Source organism: Streptomyces sp. CA-251387, from assembly GCF_050936625.1.
In the GTDB taxonomy this organism is placed as follows: Bacteria; Actinomycetota; Actinomycetes; order Streptomycetales; family Streptomycetaceae; genus Streptomyces.
Map to the genome: position 1 here is coordinate 6,043,779 of NZ_JBNJMJ010000001.1, position 17,548 is coordinate 6,061,326.

General features: G+C 70.1%; 14 protein-coding genes and 1 pseudogene. 7 read left to right on the forward strand and 8 right to left on the reverse strand.

The window, feature by feature from the left end:
* Positions 1–16 precede the first annotated feature (16 nt).
* The 5 genes from ACQEV2_RS27190 to ACQEV2_RS27210 all read right to left on the reverse strand — a co-directional run bounded on the left by ACQEV2_RS27190 (position 17) and on the right by ACQEV2_RS27210 (position 5,783).
* Positions 17–1,573, reverse strand: a complete 1,557-nt coding sequence (locus ACQEV2_RS27190; protein ID WP_433046728.1) for a substrate-binding and vWA domain-containing protein — start codon at positions 1,571–1,573, stop codon at positions 17–19.
* A complete protein-coding gene (locus ACQEV2_RS27195) occupies positions 1,570–2,748 on the reverse strand; it encodes a toxic anion resistance protein (protein WP_433046730.1) in 1,179 nt (392 codons plus the stop codon). Before ACQEV2_RS27195 ends, ACQEV2_RS27190 begins: the two co-directional genes overlap by 4 nt.
* A gap of 15 nt (positions 2,749–2,763) precedes the next feature.
* Positions 2,764–3,828 (reverse strand): hypothetical protein, encoded by a 1,065-nt coding sequence (locus tag ACQEV2_RS27200; protein WP_433046733.1) that lies wholly within the window; start codon positions 3,826–3,828, stop codon positions 2,764–2,766.
* Between the two features lie 248 nt (positions 3,829–4,076).
* Entirely contained in the window at positions 4,077–4,499 is a 423-nt protein-coding gene (locus ACQEV2_RS27205; protein WP_433046736.1) for a hypothetical protein, read from the reverse strand.
* A 72-nt stretch (positions 4,500–4,571) separates the two neighbouring features.
* Positions 4,572–5,783 carry a pyridoxal phosphate-dependent aminotransferase gene (locus tag ACQEV2_RS27210; RefSeq protein WP_433046739.1) on the reverse strand — a complete coding sequence of 404 codons (1,212 nt, stop codon included), beginning with the start codon at positions 5,781–5,783 and terminating at the stop codon, positions 4,572–4,574.
* Between the two features lie 126 nt (positions 5,784–5,909).
* Between ACQEV2_RS27210 and ACQEV2_RS27215 the strand changes: the two genes are divergently transcribed.
* Positions 5,910–6,803 carry a hypothetical protein gene (locus ACQEV2_RS27215; protein ID WP_433046742.1) on the forward strand — a complete coding sequence of 298 codons (894 nt, stop codon included), beginning with the start codon at positions 5,910–5,912 and terminating at the stop codon, positions 6,801–6,803.
* A 353-nt stretch (positions 6,804–7,156) separates the two neighbouring features.
* Positions 7,157–8,095: a trypsin-like peptidase domain-containing protein gene (locus ACQEV2_RS27220; RefSeq protein ID WP_433046745.1), complete on the forward strand. Its 939-nt coding sequence runs from the start codon at positions 7,157–7,159 to the stop codon at positions 8,093–8,095.
* 12 nt (positions 8,096–8,107) lie between these two features.
* Here ACQEV2_RS27220 and ACQEV2_RS27225 read toward each other — a convergent pair whose 3' ends face one another.
* Both ACQEV2_RS27225 and ACQEV2_RS27230 read right to left on the reverse strand, forming a co-directional pair.
* A complete protein-coding gene (locus tag ACQEV2_RS27225; protein WP_433046748.1) occupies positions 8,108–9,715 on the reverse strand; it encodes an N-acyl-D-amino-acid deacylase family protein in 1,608 nt (535 codons plus the stop codon).
* 12 nt (positions 9,716–9,727) lie between these two features.
* Positions 9,728–11,010: pseudogene (locus ACQEV2_RS27230) on the reverse strand (amino acid deaminase).
* Between the two features lie 198 nt (positions 11,011–11,208).
* Here ACQEV2_RS27230 and ACQEV2_RS27235 point away from each other — a divergent pair.
* The 5 genes from ACQEV2_RS27235 to ACQEV2_RS27255 all read left to right on the forward strand — a co-directional run bounded on the left by ACQEV2_RS27235 (position 11,209) and on the right by ACQEV2_RS27255 (position 15,951).
* Positions 11,209–12,537, forward strand: coding sequence for a PfkB family carbohydrate kinase (locus tag ACQEV2_RS27235; RefSeq protein WP_433054809.1), 1,329 nt, complete (start codon positions 11,209–11,211; stop codon positions 12,535–12,537).
* Complete coding sequence (locus ACQEV2_RS27240; RefSeq protein ID WP_433046751.1) at positions 12,534–13,295, forward strand: IclR family transcriptional regulator; 762 nt, start codon at positions 12,534–12,536, stop codon at positions 13,293–13,295. The genes ACQEV2_RS27235 and ACQEV2_RS27240 overlap by 4 nt, the downstream gene beginning before the upstream one ends.
* A gap of 22 nt (positions 13,296–13,317) precedes the next feature.
* Positions 13,318–13,728, forward strand: a complete 411-nt coding sequence (locus ACQEV2_RS27245) for a RidA family protein (RefSeq protein ID WP_433046754.1) — start codon at positions 13,318–13,320, stop codon at positions 13,726–13,728.
* Positions 13,729–13,842: 114 nt separating this feature from the next.
* On the forward strand, positions 13,843–15,324 hold the full coding sequence (locus ACQEV2_RS27250) for a GntP family permease (RefSeq protein WP_433046757.1): 1,482 nt from the start codon (positions 13,843–13,845) through the stop codon (positions 15,322–15,324).
* A 54-nt stretch (positions 15,325–15,378) separates the two neighbouring features.
* Positions 15,379–15,951, forward strand: a complete 573-nt coding sequence (locus tag ACQEV2_RS27255; protein ID WP_433046760.1) for a hypothetical protein — start codon at positions 15,379–15,381, stop codon at positions 15,949–15,951.
* Here ACQEV2_RS27255 and ACQEV2_RS27260 read toward each other — a convergent pair.
* Positions 15,948–17,300, reverse strand: a complete 1,353-nt coding sequence (locus ACQEV2_RS27260) for a M14 family metallopeptidase (protein ID WP_433046763.1) — start codon at positions 17,298–17,300, stop codon at positions 15,948–15,950. The genes ACQEV2_RS27255 and ACQEV2_RS27260 overlap by 4 nt on opposite strands.
* Positions 17,301–17,548 lie beyond the last annotated feature (248 nt).

Genomic DNA, 17,548 nt, shown 5'->3' on the forward strand with positions numbered 1-17,548 from the left:
CTTGCTCGCAGCCGTCCTATTGGTAGCCACGGATCTCCTCGAAGGCGCCGTCCAGCGAGCCCTCCTGGGCGTCGAAGAGGCGGCCGCCGGTCAGCTCGGCGATGTGCTCCAGCTCGGACCGGTCGGAGTCGCCGAAGAGGATGGGGAAGACGGGCGTCTCCCGCCGGTCGCGGTCGAGCCCGGCGTAGAAGGCGTCGAAGTCAGCCGCCTCGGCGCCGGTGGTGTTCTCACCGTCCGTCATCAGCACGACCGACGTGAACGCGTCCTGGGACCGTCCGGCGCCCAGATGCTCGTACGCCTTCTCCAGCGAGGTGTAGATCGCGGTGTCGCCGTCGGCGGAGAGTGCTTCGGTGTCCTTGCGGATCCCCGCCAGCCCGGCCTTCGGGTCGGCCGGCTCCACGACATGCGTGCGCACGCTCTTCACCTCCGACCCGAACGGCATCAGCGCGACCTCCTCGCGCTCGCGGAAGTCGCCGGTGAGGTCGGTGAGCGCCTGCTTCAGCTGCTCCAGGCGGTCGCCCTCCATGGAGCCGGAAGTGTCGAGGACGTAGACCGTCCTGGACGGGCGGCGCAGCTCGTTCTCGTACGAGTCGAGCAGCCCGTCGGCGACCGACCGGCTGCCCGGGAAGGGCAGTTCGCGCCGCCGGCTGCTGTCGAGGCCGGGCGCGGGCGGGACGGAGGCGACGACCGGGCGGCGATGGGTGTGCTCGGTGATCAGCCGCTGGACGTCCTCGGTGCGCAGTGCCTCGGTGACGCGGCGGACGTCCTCGCGGGTCGCGGCGTTCGTCGACGCGAGCGAGGAGAGCGGGTAGTCGGCGGTGACGACGCCGTCCTTGGGGCGGATCACGGTCAGGCCCGGGATACCCTTGAGGACGGACTCGTAGTTGAGCAGGGCGTCGACGTTCCCGCGGCGCTTGTACGCCGTCGCCAGCCAGCCCGACGACCCCGAGGTCAGCCTCTGCCCCTTGAAGAACTCCTTCAGGCGAGGCGTGGCCTTGGTGACGTCGGCGTCCGTGAGCGCGGACTGCGCGCCGGAGAGGGCCGAGGCCACCGAAACGAGGGTGGCGAAGCCGGAGTTGGAGCGGGCCGGGTCGGTCATGCCGTAGGTGAGGCTGCCGTCCTGGACTGCCTGCTCGATCTGCGACCAGGTGACGTCGTCCGGCTTCCAGCCCAGCTTGCCGAGGCTCGCGGACCTGACGCCGATGGCGACGGGGCTCGACATGACGGGCGTCTCCGACACGACCTTCTTCGCCGCTTCCGGCCTCAGCCGCAGATAGTCGTTGGAGGACAGCCACAGCGCGTCGTACTGCCCGTCCGCCTTGCCCTTCGCCAGCAGCTCCACGGCGTCGAGGGTGCCCATGTAGGTGGGCCGGACCTCGATGCCGGTGTCGTCGGCGATCCGGTCGAGGACCGGGGTCATGTCGCCGAGCTCGCTGGAGGCGAGGACGCGGAGGGTGCCGGGTCGCGGGGCGTTCGGGTCGTCGGCGGCCTTCTGCTGTGAGGTGCAGGCGGTCAGCAGGGCCAGGGCGGCGAGCGCGGGGGCGAGCAGACGTCGGCCTTGAGGGTGTCTCATCCGAGCCCGCCCCCTTCCAGAGCGCCCTGCGCACGGCTGCGCTCCAAGTAGGCGCTCGCGTGTTGGAGTTCGGCGGTCAGGTTCTCGACGGTCGTCGCCATCGCCTCGGTCGCCTGGACCTTGTAGGTGTCGATGGCGTCGAGGGTGCGGTAGATCTGCTGGAAGGCGCCGCGGAGGGTCTCCGCCCCCACCGCCGGGTCGGCGGCGATGCGCTGGATCTCCCCGCTCTGGGTCGCCAGCATCTCGGCGTTGCCCCGGATGAGGTCCTCGGTCGTCCCGCGCAGGGCGTTGACCTGCTCGACGACCTTCTTCTGGTTGTCGAGGGCGGACGCCAGCATCACCGAGATGCGCAGCGCCGAGACGGTCGTGGTCGCGGCCCGGTCGACGCCCTTGATCAGCTCCTCGTTGTTGCGCCGTACGACGTCCATGGCGAGGTAGCCCTGCGCGCACACCGCGAGTTGGGTGAGCAGGTCCTGGTGCTTCCGCCGGACGGGGAAGAGGACGTCGGCCCGCAGGGAGTCCGCCTGCTGTGGATCGCTCGCGTCGACCCCGGCGATGTGCTGCTCGACGGCGGTGTCCAGGGCCTCCGTCAGCACGATGTACTCCTGGAGCTTGCCCATGGTCTCCCACAGCCGCACCCGCTCGGTCTGCAGAGCGGCATTGTCGCGCCGCAGCTCGTCCTGCCCGCCCCGCAGCGACCCCACGATCTTGTTGAGGGTCCCCTGCGCGGAGGCGTACTTGGCGACGTGATCGCGCAGCTTGTTGCCACCGGGAAGCCGGGAAAGGAACTTGCGCCCCTTGGCGGCGGGCAGGTCCCGCGGGTCCAGGTCCTCCACCACCCGCCGGAGTTCCACGAGCGAGCCCGCGACCTGCGACTGGGCGTCCCCGCCCTTGTCCGGCAGGCTCCGGACGGTCCGCTCCAGCATCCGGTTGGACTGCGCGGCCGCCGTCCGCATCTCCCCGGCGCCGAGGGCGGTGATCTCACCGACCTTGCCGGCGAACTCGGGGGAGCGGGCGTCGAGGGCGGCGAGTCCCTCGACGTAGGCGGAGGCCTTCTCGGCCATGTCGGTACGGACGGTGTCGTCGACCGGGACGAGTCCGCCGGCCTTCTCGCGCGGCACGGAGGCCACGGGGTCGGGCGGAGTGAGGACGAAGGTGTCGTCACTGCTGGTCATGTGAATGGGTCCCCCTTATCCGCGCGCCCGTCGCGCCAGCTCGTGCAGCACCTCGGCGGTGGGCACGGGCGCCTGGCGGACGCCGGTCAGTTCCTGCCTGAGATAGGTGGTGCCGGCGGCGAACTCGGTGGCCTCGCCCTGCGGGCGGAAACCGTGCCGGGCTTCCAGCGCGCGCAACTTCGGGTCCGAGGAAAGGAGTTCGGCGACCGCCTTGCCGTTCTCGGTGAGCGGTACGACGGTGTGGTCGCTGTTGACCGTGCTGTCCGGGTAGAGCACGACCAGGTCGTCGGGCTTCTGCCCGTCCGCCAGCAGCGAGGCGACCTGCGACTCGTAGACCACGACGAGCGGATTGCCGGCGCCGCTGACGAAGTCCCGGAACGCGGCGTCACTGCCGGACTGCTGGGCGCCCTGCACGCTGACCAGCTTGTGCAGCAGCGGCGCGGTGCGATCGACCTCGGCGTCGGTGGCGACGACCTTGCCGCCGTTGGCGACGTAGGAGGCGGCCGCGAGGTAGAGGGCGCCGGAGTTGGAGATCTCGGGGTCGGTGCTGGACAGATAGAGCGTGCCCGTCAACTCCCCGTACTTCGCCGCCCCCTTGAGCTGCTGCCAGGTGCGGTCGGCGCGGGCGGCGTCGAGATAGGCGGCCATCTTCAGCGTGCCCCGGTGGGCCTCGTCCAGCGTGGCGAGCCCGTTCGCCGCGAGCACCTCGGCGGCGTTCTTGTGCGCCACTACGACGAGGGGCGAGTAGAAGGGCCGGGGCAGTGTCCCCGTCACCTTGTACTTCGTGGCCAGCTCGACGGCCGGCGCCTGACTCGACGGCAGCGCGAGGTCGTACCCCTCGAGGTCGAGCCCCTCCATGGCCCATGACCCGGAGGTCTCGGCCTTCACGGTGTAGCCCTTGGCGGCGAGGGCCTTCACCACGTCGGGATCGGCGAAGAACTCCGCCTTCTCCGATCCGATCACCGTGCGCACGGTCTTCGTTGCCGTGCCCGTGTCCTCATCGCTGCGGCCTGCGACGACGGCGGCCACCACGCCACCGATCAGCAGCACCGCGAGGACGATCCCTGCGATACGTCTCACACCGCGGAGAGTGCTCGCGGAATCCAACGTTCCCCGCCGGGAGGGGTGAACGGGAGGTGTCATACCGGTCCCGGTACAACACGGGTGGAGTGGAGCGCCCCGTCAGGGGCGCGGGACCGTGTCGATATGCGGCTCCGCCGCGTGGGCGCGACTAGCCACAGACAACCGTCAGCCGCGAAACAACAAACTATGGCAACCCGGTCCGCGCGTCGCTGCGGGTGCACGCGGACCGGGGCCGTTCAGGGGGGTCAGCCAACGCCGGTCAGTTCCTGCGGCTCGGCCAGCGCAGCGGCATGCGCGTCCATTCGCTCGGCGGCGAGGATCGCGGCCGCGGTGTCCGCCCGCGACGCGGCGACGACCAGCGCGCGGCCCGCGAGGGCGTGGGCCCGCTGGTGCAGGGCGGGGAAGTCGGTGCCGGAGGGCGCCGCGGACATGCGGGCCGGCGTCATCCCACCCCGCAACCGGCTCACCTGGGCGGCGAGCCGTTCGGTCGCCTCATCCAGGTCGGCGGAGGGCGCCGCCGCGCGCAGCTCGTCCGTGACGGCCAGCAGCGCCGCGAGGTGCCCCGCGAGCTGGATGTCCAGCTCCTCCTCGCGGGAGCGGTGCGGAAAGTCGGAGGTGGTGCCGGCCATCGTGCTGTGGACCGACTTGGTGCGGATCGGTTCGTACATGGATGGCCTCCTGTGCTGTCAGGAAGCCATCCTAGCTTAGATTCCGTCTAAAGTTGAGTGAACGCAAAAGATCTACGGCTGGCTGTATCCGTCCAGGAACCGCCCGATCCGCCCCACCGCGTCCCGCAGATCCGTGACCGTCGGCAAGGTCACCACCCGGAAGTGATCCGACTCCGGCCAGTTGAAGCCCGAGCCCTGGACGACCATGATCTTCTCGCGCCGCAGCAGGTCCAGGACCATCTGCCGGTCGTCCTTGATCTTGAAGACCTTGGGGTCGAGGCGCGGGAAGAGATACAGCGCCCCCTTCGGCCGTACGCATGTCACGCCGGGGATCTGCGTCAGCAGCTCGTACGCGACATCCATCTGTTCCCTCAGTCGCCCCCCGGGCAGCACCAGGTCGTTGATGGACTGCCGGCCGCTGAGCGCGGCCACGACCCCGTGCTGACCGGGCATGTTCGCGCACAGCCGCATGTTCGCGAGGATGGTGAGGCCCTCGATGTAGGAGTCGGCGTGGGCGCGGGGGCCGGAGATCGACATCCAGCCCACCCGGTACCCGGCGACGCGGTACGCCTTCGACATGCCGTTGAAGGTGAGGGTGAGCAGGTCGGAGGCGATGGCGGCGGTCGGGGTGTGCGTGGCGCCGTCGTAGAGGATCTTGTCGTAGATCTCGTCGGAGCAGACGAGGAGGTTGTGCCGCCGGGCGATGTCCGTCAGCCCGCGGAGCATGGCCTCGTCGTACACGGCCCCCGTCGGGTTGTTGGGGTTGATGATGACGAGGGCCTTGGTGCGGTCGGTGACCTTGCGCTCGATGTCGGCGAGGTCGGGCATCCAGTCGGACTGCTCGTCGCACCGGTAGTGCACGGCGGTGCCGCCGGACAGGGACACGGCGGCGGTCCACAGGGGGTAGTCGGGAGCCGGGACCAGCACCTCGTCCCCGTCGTCGAGCAGCCCCTGCATCGCCATGACGATGAGCTCGGAGACGCCGTTGCCGATGAAGACGTGCTCGACGTCGGTCTCGATGCCGAGGGTCTGGTTGTGCATGACGACGGCCCGGCGCGCGGCGAGCAGCCCCTTCGCGTCGCCGTACCCGTGCGCCGTGGACACGTTCCGGAGGATGTCCTCCAGGATCTCGGGCGGACACTCGAAGCCGAACGCGGCCGGATTGCCGGTGTTCAGCTTGAGGATCCGATGCCCCGCCGACTCGAGCCGCATCGCCTCCTCGAGCACCGGGCCCCGGATCTCGTAACAGACGTTGGCGAGCTTGGTCGACTGGATCACCTGCATGTCAAGGAGCTTACGGCCCGGTAACGCCCCTTGGACCGTGTTTTCCGACACGTGAGACGCGGTGGTTTGCGCCGTTATCGCCGGTAGCTGTCCCACGGGCCACTCCCGTCTCTACAATGCGCGGTCATGTCCAGGCCGCCGGAGCACGAAAACGGAACGTACGGGGCGAATACCGCGCACGGTACCCCCGGTGCGTACGGCACCCATGGCGGGATCCAGCCGGCCGACGTGCCCGAGGCGACGCCGAACGTGTACCACCCCCAGGCCGAGCCGTCCCCGGTCTACGAGGCGTACGCCGACCCCGCGGCCGCCCATGGATGGCAGAACGCGTACGACGAGACGACCGAGCTGCCTCCGGTGGTCGACGGGGTGGATGGTGTCCCTGAGCGCCGCGGTGCCGGCGCCGCATCCGGTGCCGGTGGTGGCTCCGGTGCAAGCGGTGGCTACGACTACGTCTACGAGAACGGCTACGACTACGACTACGGCGACGGCCACGGCGACGGCCATGACGCGGGACGCGGCGGCCGCCGCAGTCACCGAGGCCGGCATCAGCCCAGCATCTGGCGTTCGGGGCGCGTCGCAGTGGCCGCCGGCGCGGCGGGGGTGGTGTCGGTGGCGGCGTTGATAGCCGGCTTCGCCATGTCCGGGTCCTCCTCGGAGGGCAGCGCGCAGACCAAGGACGACCGGACGAGCCCGACGGCCGGGGACCTGGCCGTACCGACGGAGCCCTTCGGTGGCACCTCGGCCGGTGCCCGCCCGTCCGACGAAACCGAGCCGTCGCGCAGCACCTCCCCGAGCACCGCCACGAGCCCGTCCGCGTCCGACGACGCCGACTCGGACTCCGACTCCAGCTCCGGCACCGGCTCCAGCTCCGACTCCGACGACAAGACCCCCTCGCCCGACCCGACCACCACCAGCGCGACCCCGCCTCCCTCCACGCCCACCGCGACCCCCGACGCGCCGGGCAACTCGAACGACAAGCCCGGACAGGGCCAGGGCAACACCAAGAAGCCGGGTTGAAGGCCCGGCGGGTGGGGCTAGCGCTCAGGAGGTGAAGCGCTTGGTGACTGCCCGGACGAGGTCGGTCTTCGCCGGCTCGACATCGACTCCGCGGATGAAGCGGACGAGGAGGCCTCCCAAGGCGCGTGAGTCCCGGGTGTGCCGACTGTGGTGATCTCACCCCCCTCCCGTGAACGTCCTGCGCCGCTCTCCCAACACCCCCGTCCCACCGTGATAGGGAAAGCCCTACGGCCTGAACTCGCCGGTAGGTAAGTCCTTGTCCGCACCCCCCTCCTGCGTGAGAATGCGCATGACAAAAACGCGGGTGACCGGAAATCCTTCGGTCACCCCTCTTCGTATGAGGGGACCCCCACATGAGAAAACCTCTCGGCGCCGCCCTCCTCGCCCTGGCGATAGCCGGGGCCGGTGCCGCTCCCGCGATCGCGGCTCCCGTGGACACGGCCGGCTCGTTCGGCAAGAGCGTGGACAGCGTGGACACGGAGACGGCTCTGTCGACCGTGCGAGACGCCGTCACGTCCACCACGGAGAGCCTGAGCCGGACCCTGAACCCCACTGTTCAGGCCGTCGACTTCGCGGGCACCGTCTCTCTCAGCAACTGTTCCGGCTCCGTCGTCCGCTTCTCGGACTCGGAGGACAACGACCCGGCGCTGGTGATGTCCAACGGCCACTGTCTGGAGACCGGCATGCCGGGGCCCGGTGAGGTCGTCGTCGACCGGGCCTCCAGCCGCACCTTCGGACTGCTCAACTCGTCCGGCTCCCGGGTCGGCACGCTGCGCGCCAGCAAGATCGCCTACGGGACGATGACCGACACGGACGTGTCGATCTATCAGCTCACCAGCACCTACGCGCAGATCAAGAGCAGGTACGGCATCAACGCGCTCACCGTGGCCGACACCCACCCGGTCGCCGGTACCGCCATCACCGTCGCCTCCGGCTACTGGAAGCGGCTGTACAACTGCAACATCGACGGGTTCGCGTACCGCCTCAAGGAAGGCGACTGGACCTTCAAGGACTCGGTCCGCTACACGTCCGCCTGCAACACCATCGGCGGCACCTCCGGCTCCCCCGTCATCGACCAGGCCACCAAGCAGGTCGTCGCCGTCAACAACACCGGCAACGAGGACGGCCAGCGCTGCACGGTCAACAACCCGTGCGAGGTCGACGAGAGCGGCAACGTCACCGTCCGCCAGGGCATCAACTACGCCCAGCAGACCTACCAGATCCCCGCCTGCTTCGGCGTCGACAACAAGCTCGACCTGAGCGCGAGCGGATGCGTCCTGCCCAAGCCGTAACCGGCCAATCGGCTACGCGGTTCTGCGGATCGCTCGTCCCGCCAGTACGTCCGTCCGGCGGCCGTCCTCGATCACGAAACGGCCGTCGATGAGGACGTGCGGGATGCCCGTCGGTAGCGTGCGCGGCTCCGTGAACGTGGAGCCCGCCGCTACCGTCTCCGGGTCGAACAGCACGAGGTCCGCCCGGTAGCCCTCGCGGACCAGCCCGCGGTCCGGCAGTCGCAGCCGGGCTGCGGGGCGGCCGGTCAGATGGGCCACGCACTCCTCCAGGGACAGGACCCTCAACTCCCGTACGTACCGGCCGAGATAGTGCGGGAACGTGCCGTACGCCCTCGGATGCGGCTTCGCGCCCTGCAGGATGCCGTCCGAACCGCCCGTGTGGACGCGGTGCCGCATGATCGTCCGCACGTTCTCCTCGTGGCCGACGTGCTGGAGGATCGTCGAGCCGAGTCGGTCCTTCAGGAGCAGACCCCGCGCGGTCACCCAGGGGGCCTCGCCTCGTGCGCTCGCCGACTCCTGGATCGTACGGCCGACGAAATCCGCCAAGGTCGCGTCACTCACGCCCGAGATCTCGATCGTGTCCCACTCGATGGGAACGCCGTGGCAGCCGTCCGCGCCGACGACCTCCATGTGATGCCGGATGCGCTCGGCCGTCTCCTCGTCCGCCAGACGGGCCAGGATCGCCTCGGGGCCGCCCTCGCTCGCCCAACTGGGCAGCATGGCGACGAGGGTGGTGCAGCCGGGGGTGTAGGGGTAGGTGTCGAGAGTGATGTCGGCGCCGGCTGCCAGGGCCTCGTCCAGCAGGGACAGCAGCTCGGGCGCGCGGCCCTTGTTCACGCCGAAGTTCATGGTGGCGTGGGCGAGGTGGAGGGAGCAGCCAGCCTCCCTCGTCAGGGCCACCATCTCCGCGTACGCCTCCAGGGCCCCGGCCCCGTACGAGCGGTGGTGCGGGCAGTAGTAGCCGCCGTACGACGCCACCACCCGGCACAGCTCCGTCAGCTCGGCGTCCTTGGCGTACATGCCCGGCGTGTACGTCAGCCCGGACGACATGCCGACCGCGCCCTGTTCCATGCCCTCCGCGACCAACTGCCGCATGCGGTCGAGTTCGTCCGGCGTCGCCTCCCGGTCCTCCCAGCCGACGGCGAGCGCGCGGACCGTTCCCTGGGGGATGAGGTAGGCCGCGTTCACGGCGATACCACGGTCCAGTCGGTCGAGGTACTCGCCCACCGTCCGCCAGTCGAAGTCGATGTCGTCGCCGGAGCCGTTCCAGCCGGTGATCGCGCGGCGGACCTCGGCGAGCGTACGGTCGTCGACCGGGGCGTACGACAGCCCGTCCTGGCCGATGACTTCGAGGGTGACCCCCTGTGCGGCCTTCGCGCTGTGGTCGGGGTCGCGCAGCAGCGCCAGGTCGCTGTGGGCGTGCATGTCGATGAAGCCGGGGGAGAGGGCCAGGCCCTCGGCGTCCAACTCGCGCCGCGCCTTCGGCCGTTGGCAGCCGGCCGCGGCCGCCTCCTGGACGATCGACACGATCCGGCCGCCGTCCACGACCACATCGGCGCGGTAGGACGGACCGCCGCTGCCGTCGACGACCTCCGCGTCACGGATCACGAGCTCTTCCACGACCGCCACCTCCTAGAAGAACGTGCGGATGTAGTCGACGACGGTCCCGTCCGCCTCCGCGACCGGGATCAGCTGCCACTTGTCGAACGACGTGCACGGGTGGGACAGCCCCATGCCGAGCCAGTCCCCGACCTCCAGGTCCGCCTCCTCGGTCGTCCGCAGCCACGCGTGCTGGTCGGACAGGGCGGTCACCGAGATGCCGGTGGCCGGGCGCTCGGCGCCGTCCCGGCGGACCACCTGGGCGAACGGCAGATCGAGGTCGTACGCCGCGTCCCGCTTGCCCGCGTTGACGAACGCCTGGTCGGGGGAGGGGCGGGAGACGACCTGGGCCCAGAGGCGGAAGGCGGGTTCCAGGGCGCCCTCCTCCGGGACCCGGTTGAACGGGGTCAGCTTGCGGTAGTGGCCGTCGTCGTGCGAGACGTACGCGCCCGAGCGCAGCAACTTCAGTACGGGCAGGGAGAGTCCGGGGATCTCGGCGAACACGTCCGCCACCGCGTCGAACCACGCGCTGCCGCCCGCGCTGACGACGATCTCGTCCAGCCCCGCGAACCGCCCCGCCTTGTCGAACTCGACGGCGAGAGCGACCAGCCGCCGTAGCCACGCGTGCACGCGCTCGGGATCGGCCTGCGGCACCTCGCCCTCGTACCCCGCGACCCCGACGAGCCGCAGCGTGGACGCGCCCGCCACCGCGTCCGCGACCGCCGCGCACTCGGCCTCCGTACGCACGCCGGTACGGGCCCCGTCCCCGGCCGCCAGCTCGACGACGACGTCCAGCGGACGGGCGGACCCGGCGTCCCGCAGGGCCGCGTCCATGAGCTCCACGCCACGCACGGAGTCGACGTAACAGATGAGACGGAAGTCCGGATCGGCGGCCAGCTCACCGGCGATCCAGCGCAGGGCGGCCGGGTCCACCAGTTCGTTCGCGAGGAAGACCCGCTGGACGCCGTACGCCCGCGCGACCCGCACCTGGTGCGGCACCGCGAGCGTGATGCCCCACGCGCCGTGCTCGATCTGCCGCTGGAACAGCTGGGGGGCCATGGTGGTCTTGCCGTGCGGGGCGAAGGCGAGGCCGTGGCGGGCGGCGTACGTCTCCATGAGGTCGAGGTTGTGCTCCAGGCGCTCGGCGGAGAGCGCGAGGACGGGCGTGGCGAAGCCGCCGGCGAAGAGGTTGCGGCGCTGGGCGGCCAGTTCGGCGACGGTCAGGCCGTCGGCGTCCGGGGGAGGCCCTTGAAGCGGTGGTCGACGCGGTCCTCTGCGAGGCGGGCGAGGGCTTCGGAGGGGCTGTCGGCTGGCATGGAGCCTCCCTGATCTGGGCAGTTGCACTAACTGCAACGCTCATTGCGTATGTCGCTTACCGCTGTCTAACATCTCGGCCAACGCGGGGTCAACGGAACCGCGTCCCGCGAAAACGCCGAGGAGCTACGACGATCGTGACTGTCACCGGACCCTGCAATGCCCCCGACGTCGTGGACGTCGTCGCGCTCGGCGAGTCCATGGTCACGTTCCTTCCCTCACGCCCGGGGCGCCTCGCCGATGTGCCGTCGTTCGAGCGGGGGATCGGGGGCGCCGAGTCGAACGTCGTGTGCGGGCTCGCTGCCGCGGGGCATGCGGTGCGGTGGGTCAGCCGGGTCGGCGCGGACGGGTTCGGCGACCATCTGGTGGAGGCGATCGGGGAGTACGGCGTCGACGTCTCGGCCGTCCGCCGGGATCCGGTGCGTCCGACGGGGGTGTACTTCCGCACGGCGGGGGACCGGGGGACGGATGCGCATGAGGTGGCGTACTACCGGGCGGGGTCGGCGGCGTCGGCGATGTCTGTCGAGAACGTGGACCTGGAGGCGGTGCGGGCGGGGCGGGTGCTGCATCTGTCGGGGATCACCGCGGCGTTGTCGGAGGGGTGCCTGGGGTTGATGCGGGAGCTGACGGGGCCGGGGGCGGGGCGTCCGCTGGTCTCGTTCGACGTCAACTACCGGCCCGGACTGTGGCGGGACGCGGACGGCCCGGCTGTGCTGCTGGAGCTGGCGCGCGGGGCGGACATCGTGTTTGTGGGCGTGGACGAGGCCGAGGAGGCCTGGGGAGTCGCCGGCGGGCCGGAGGCGATCCGGGGGCTGCTGCCGGAGCCGGGGGTGCTGGTGGTGAAGCACGGAGGAGTGGGGGCTACGGCATTCGTGTCGGCTGCGGGTCGCAGTGGGCTGGTCGCGCAGTTCCCCGCGCCCCTTGGGTCGGCCGACAGCCGCCAGCCGCAAGGCGCGGGTGGCCGACTCGCGCAGCCTGGGGGTGGCGGATCCGTGCAGCCTGCGGGCGGCCGGTCTGCGCGGCCTGCGAGCGGGCGACCTACGCAGCCTGCGGGTGGCCGACCCGTGCAGCCTGCCGACGGCCGACCCGCGCAGCCTGCGGGCAGTCGTGCCGCTGGGGCGGCACGGGTGGGCGCTGGGGGTACCCCCTCTGGGGGAGGCACCCCGCCGACGCCGGGCTGCGCGACCCGCCCCCGGCCCACCCCAACCCCGGGCGCCACACAGCCGACGACAACTTTCGAACCCGCGCTCCACGTCACTCCCGTGGCAACGGTCGGCGCCGGCGACGCCTTCGCCGCCGGCTTCCTCTCCGCCACCCTCCGCGGCCTGCCCGTAAAGGCCCGCCTCCGCCAAGCCCACCTCTGGGCCGCAGCCACCCTCACCGCCCCCGGCGACCTCGCCCCGCCCCCCTCCCGCGACCACGCCGACCGCCTGGTCGCCCTCGACGACGCCGGGTGGGAGAAACTTCGACTCGGCCCCGGCTGGACGCAAGCCGCTCACAGGGCCGACGAGGAGGTACGTACGCCATGAGCCAGACCGTCGACCGAGCGCTCAGCATCCTGCCGCTGCTCGCCGAGGGCCCCGCCGACCTCGGCCAGGTCGCCGACCGCCTCGGCGTCCACAAGTCCACGGCGCTCCGCCTCCTGCGCACCCTGCACGAGCACGGCATGGTCTACCGCCAGTCCGACCAGCGCTACCGTCTCGGCGCCCGTCTCATCGCGCTTGCCCAGGAGGCGATGGAGAACCTCGACATCCGCGAGATCGCCCACCCCCACCTCGTACGCCTCAACGAACAGTGCGGCCACACCGTGCACCTGGCGGTGTACGAGGAGGACGAGGTGCTCTACATCGACAAGGTCGAGAGCCGGTACCCGGTGCGGATGTACTCCCGAATCGGCAAGCCGGTCGCCATCACCGTCGCCGCCGTCGCCAAGCTGCTGCTCGCCGACCTGCCCGAGCCCGAACGCCGGGCCCTCGCCGACAAGCTCGACTACCCCATGTACACGGCCCGTTCCACCCCCAACGCCCTCGCCTTCCTGCGGGAGTTGGACAAGGTGCGCGAACAGGGCTGGGCCACCGACCTCGGCGGCCACGAGGAGTCCATCAACTGCGTCGCCGCACCGATCCGCGGCGCCGACGGCCGGGTCGTCGCCGCGATGTCGGTCTCGGCGCCGAACGTCGTCGTCACCGCCGACGAACTCCTCACCCTGCTCCCGCTGGTGCGCCGTACGGCGGACGACATCAGCGGCGAGTACTCCGGCAGAACCTCAGCGAAGAACTCCGTATGACCGAGGACAGCAAGGAACCCGTATGACCGAGAAGATCGCACTCACCCCGAAGACCCACACCACTCCGCCCGCCAAGTTCTCGCACGGCGTGAAGAAGGGGAACATCCTCCAGGTCGCGGGCCAGGTCGGCTTCCTGCCCGCGGAAGAGGGCAAGCCCCCGACGCCCGCCGGTCCCACCCTGCGCGAGCAGACCCTCCAGACCCTCGCCAACGTCAAGGCGATCCTGGAGGAGGGCGGCGCCTCCTGGGACGATGTGATGATGATCCGCGTCTATCTGACGGACGTCGCCCACTTCGCCGAGATGAACGAGATCTACAACGCCTACTTCGAGGCGCAGGGCCTCACCCAGCCGCCCGCCGCCCGGACCACGGTCTACGTCGGTCTGCCCGCGGGCCTCCTCGTCGAGATCGACGCGCTCGCCGTACTCGGCTGACTCCCCCTCAACTCCCGCATGCCGTAACCGGTACGGCGTCTCCCACCCCCCGGGACGCCGTACCGCGATCCCCCCTGCCCGAAAGCTCTATGCATTTACGAAGAGGACCCCCGTATGTCCCATCCGCTCGCCGCATCCGCCCCCGCCGCCGAAACCCCGCCCCACACCGGAGGCCTGCTCCTCCTCGTCGACGGTACGGCGGGACTGCTGACGGTCGCCGCCATCGGCATCGCCCTGCTCCTGTTCCTGATCATCAAGGCGCGTATCCAGCCCTTCGTGGCGCTCCTCGCGGTCTCCATAGCCGTCGGCCTCATGGCCGGCCTCTCGGTCACCGAACTCTTCGGCACCGTCCAGCGAAGCGACGCCGTGTCGACCATCGAGTCCGGCATGGGCGGCATCCTCGGCCATGTCGCGATCATCATCGGCCTGGGCACGATGCTCGGCGCGATCCTCGAAGTGAGCGGCGGCGCGGAGGTGCTGGCGTCCCGTCTCCTCAACCTCTTCGGTGAGAAGCGCGCCCCCCTCGCCATGGGCCTCACCGGCCTCATCTTCGGCATCCCGGTCTTCTTCGACGTCGGCATCTTCGTCCTCGCGCCGATCGTGTACGCCGCGGCCAAGCGCTCCGGGAAGTCCATCCTGCTCTACTGCCTGCCGCTGCTGGCCGGCCTGTCGATGACGCACGCCTTTCTGCCCCCGCACCCGGGCCCGGTGGCCGCGGCCGGACTGCTCCACGTGGACCTCGGCTGGGTCATCCTCATGGGCATCGTGTGCGGCATCCCGGCCGTGTTCGCGGCCTGGGCGTTCTCGGCGTGGATCGGCCGTCGCATCTTCATCCCGGTCCCGCAGGACATGGTCGAGGCGGCGGCCGAGGCGAAGCTGGCGGTCATCAACGAGCAGCGTGCCGTCGGGGTCGAGCCGCAGGAGAAGCCGGTGCCGCTCGGCACGGTCCTAGGCATCATCGGCACGCCGCTGGTGCTGATCCTGGCGGCGACCTTCTCCTCGATCGCCCTGGACCCCTCCACCACCCGCTCGGTGGTCGAGTTCTTCGGCAACCCGTTCGTGGCCCTGACGATCGCCCTGCTGCTCGCCTACTACCTCCTCGGCATCCGCCGCGGCTGGTCCCGCAAGTCCCTGGAGACGGTGTCGACTTCCTCCCTGAAGCCCGTCGGCAACATCCTCCTGGTCGTCGGCGCGGGCGGTGTCTTCGGCGCCGTCCTCAAGGCCAGCGGCGTCGCCCAGGCCCTCTCCGACACCTTCAACGACGTCGGCCTCCCCGTGATCGTCCTCTCCTACCTGATCTCGGTGGTCCTCCGCGTCGCCCAGGGCTCGGCCACGGTCGCCATCGTCACCACGGCCGGCATCGTCGCCCCCCTCCTCACCGAGGGCGGCCACTCCCAGGCCTTCACCGCCCTCGTCATCATGGCCATCTCGGCCGGCTCCATCTTCGCCTCCCACGTCAACGACGGAGGCTTCTGGATCGTCGCCAAGTACTTCGGGATCAGCGAGCGGGACACGTTGAAGACGTGGACGGTGCTGGAGAGTGTGCTGTCGGTGGCCGGGTTCGTGGTGGCGGCGGTGTTGAGTTTGTTCGTGTAACGATGCGGGGGCTGGTTGCGCGGGACACAGGGTCGTCGACCATACTGCTCCGCTGTGGAGCAGCGCATAGGTTCAGGCAGCCAGCCCCTGGAAGGCGCCGGGTTCGACCCGGCCTTCATCCCCGGGCTCACCTCGCCCGCGTCCGTCAAGCCGGAGGGCGTGAAGCCACAGGGCGTGAAGGATGAGGACGTGACCGAGGAGGCCGTTTCCGAGGAGACGGAATCCGAGGTGACCGAATCCAGGGAGGAGACCGAATCCGCGGAGACGGACCTCCAAGTCGCCGATGAGGCCGCGGAGGACGACGCCGAAGGGGACGACGACGAGGACGAGGAGCCCGTCGACGGTCCCGTCTTCGAGGCCGCCGACCGCCGGGCCCGTATCGTCGCCGACCACAAGGGCGTACGGCTCTCCCTGGACGACCAGGAGTGCGAGTTCCGCTGGGACGAGATCGGCGCCGTCGAGACGGAGGCCCCGCGCTTCGGGAAGCGTTTCACCGTCACGGTGCACACTCCTGACCGCCGCTGGTACCCGATCGAGATCGAGGCGACGGCCAGGAGCCGCTTCAAGGAGTGGGACGAGCAGTTGGACGCCGTCCTCGACGCCTACTTCGAGGACAGTGAGTCCTAACTGCAGTACTGGGCTTCCTTACCGATGGACCTGTACATACAGTCCGCGTTCTCCAGAAGCTGCAACACCGCGTCCCTGTTCCGGGAAGTCTCCCGCTCGATCACCTCGTCGGGCGGGTAGAACCCCCCACCCCCACTGGACGACGGATACATCTCGAAGGTGTACCCGAAGATCTTCTGGCTGCCCCACAGCCAGTCGTCGATCGACCCGTCCGTGATGTACAGGTCACTGGACTGCTCCGGCGTATAGCCGTTGCTCGCCGCCATCTTCCGCCCGACCGTCGCGAACGCGTTGCGGTCGTCGGCGGTCATCCCGGTCGTGGTGTCGGAGTACGTGTACCCGAACGGCCACAGCACCAGCTCGCTGTACGTGTGGAAGTCGACCCCGGCCTTGATCTGCTGGACCCCGCCGACCACGCGGCTGCGTACGAAGTTGGCGACCACCTTGACCTCCGGCGCCGACTCGGCGGACGTGCCCCGGTACGTGTCCGAGGACGGCGACCCCGACGAGCCACCGCAGCAACCCCACCGGTAGTTCCAGTTCCGGTTGAGGTCGGTTCCGACGTACGACGACCCGGAGTTGGGCTGCCGGTTCTTGCGCCACGACCGGTAGGAGCCGGTGGCGATGTCGTACTCGCCGCCGTCCGGGTTGAGGTCGGGCACGATCCAGATCTCGCGGTTGTTCACCATGCTGGTGACCCGGGAGTCGCTGCCGTAGTCGGAGGTCAGCTCGCGCAGCAGATACAGCGCCATCTCGACGGTGAGATGCTCACGGGCGTGCTGGTGGTGCGTGAAGAGGACCTCGGGCTCGGCCTCGTCGGTCCCCACGTTGTCGCTGATCTTGATCGCGACGATGTTCCGGCCCTGGTACGACGTACCGATCACGCGCTGGCTCGCGATGGAGGAGTTGGCCGAGACGATCGAGTTGATCTCGCTCGTCATCTCCGCGTAGTTGTGGTAGCGCGAGTCGCCTGACGGGAAGTCGTAGAGGCGTACGTCGTCCTCGCCGGCGGACCGGTCGGGGACCGCGCCGAGCGGGGTGACGTCGTAGCCGAGCGTGCGGAGCTTCTTGATCTGGTCCGCGCGGCCGGAGACGACGACACCGTGACCGTGGACCTCGTCGACGGTCACACCCGTCCGCTGAAGTGCCGTGCGGTCCTTGGCGGTCGAGTGCATGTGCACCTCGTACTGCCGGATGTCGTCGGCCGAGGGGGCGGCCTTGGTGGCGCTGTCGGCGCTCGCGGACACGTTCGCCGAGAGGGGTGCCGCGAGGGCGAGGGCGAGCAGTGCGGCGAGGGCGGCGGTACGTCTGCCGCTGCGGGCGCCCGATCCGCGTATGCGAAGTCGCATGAAGTCTCCTTGTGGGAGTGGGGGGTGGGGTTCAGTGCGACGTACGTGGTGCAGGTGTGGCGCTCATCGTGGGCCGGTGGCATGGACAGGTCAAGGGTGAGTCGGCGATCCGTGGCGGGAATCGCTCGGAAATCAGCCGCGCAGTGTACGCGCGCGTACTGCTTGCGGAGTGGTCCCGGGCGAAGTCCACCCAGGGGTGTGAGCCGGATGTGCGGGCCGGAGCGAGGCCGGGGGAGGGTGAGGGTCCG

Coding starts and splice junctions, on each gene's coding strand:
- ACQEV2_RS27240 (WP_433046751.1), top strand. CDS start 12,534: ATGAGCCAGACCGTCGACCGAGCGCTCAGCATCCTGCCGCTGCTCGCC.
- ACQEV2_RS27205 (WP_433046736.1), bottom strand. CDS start 4,499: ATGTACGAACCGATCCGCACCAAGTCGGTCCACAGCACGATGGCCGGC.
- ACQEV2_RS27210 (WP_433046739.1), bottom strand. CDS start 5,783: ATGCAGGTGATCCAGTCGACCAAGCTCGCCAACGTCTGTTACGAGATC.
- ACQEV2_RS27190 (WP_433046728.1), bottom strand. CDS start 1,573: ATGAGACACCCTCAAGGCCGACGTCTGCTCGCCCCCGCGCTCGCCGCC.
- ACQEV2_RS27195 (WP_433046730.1), bottom strand. CDS start 2,748: ATGACCAGCAGTGACGACACCTTCGTCCTCACTCCGCCCGACCCCGTG.
- ACQEV2_RS27260 (WP_433046763.1), bottom strand. CDS start 17,300: ATGCGACTTCGCATACGCGGATCGGGCGCCCGCAGCGGCAGACGTACC.
- ACQEV2_RS27245 (WP_433046754.1), top strand. CDS start 13,318: ATGACCGAGAAGATCGCACTCACCCCGAAGACCCACACCACTCCGCCC.
- ACQEV2_RS27250 (WP_433046757.1), top strand. CDS start 13,843: ATGTCCCATCCGCTCGCCGCATCCGCCCCCGCCGCCGAAACCCCGCCC.
- ACQEV2_RS27235 (WP_433054809.1), top strand. CDS start 11,209: ATGGTCACGTTCCTTCCCTCACGCCCGGGGCGCCTCGCCGATGTGCCG.
- ACQEV2_RS27220 (WP_433046745.1), top strand. CDS start 7,157: ATGAGAAAACCTCTCGGCGCCGCCCTCCTCGCCCTGGCGATAGCCGGG.
- ACQEV2_RS27215 (WP_433046742.1), top strand. CDS start 5,910: ATGTCCAGGCCGCCGGAGCACGAAAACGGAACGTACGGGGCGAATACC.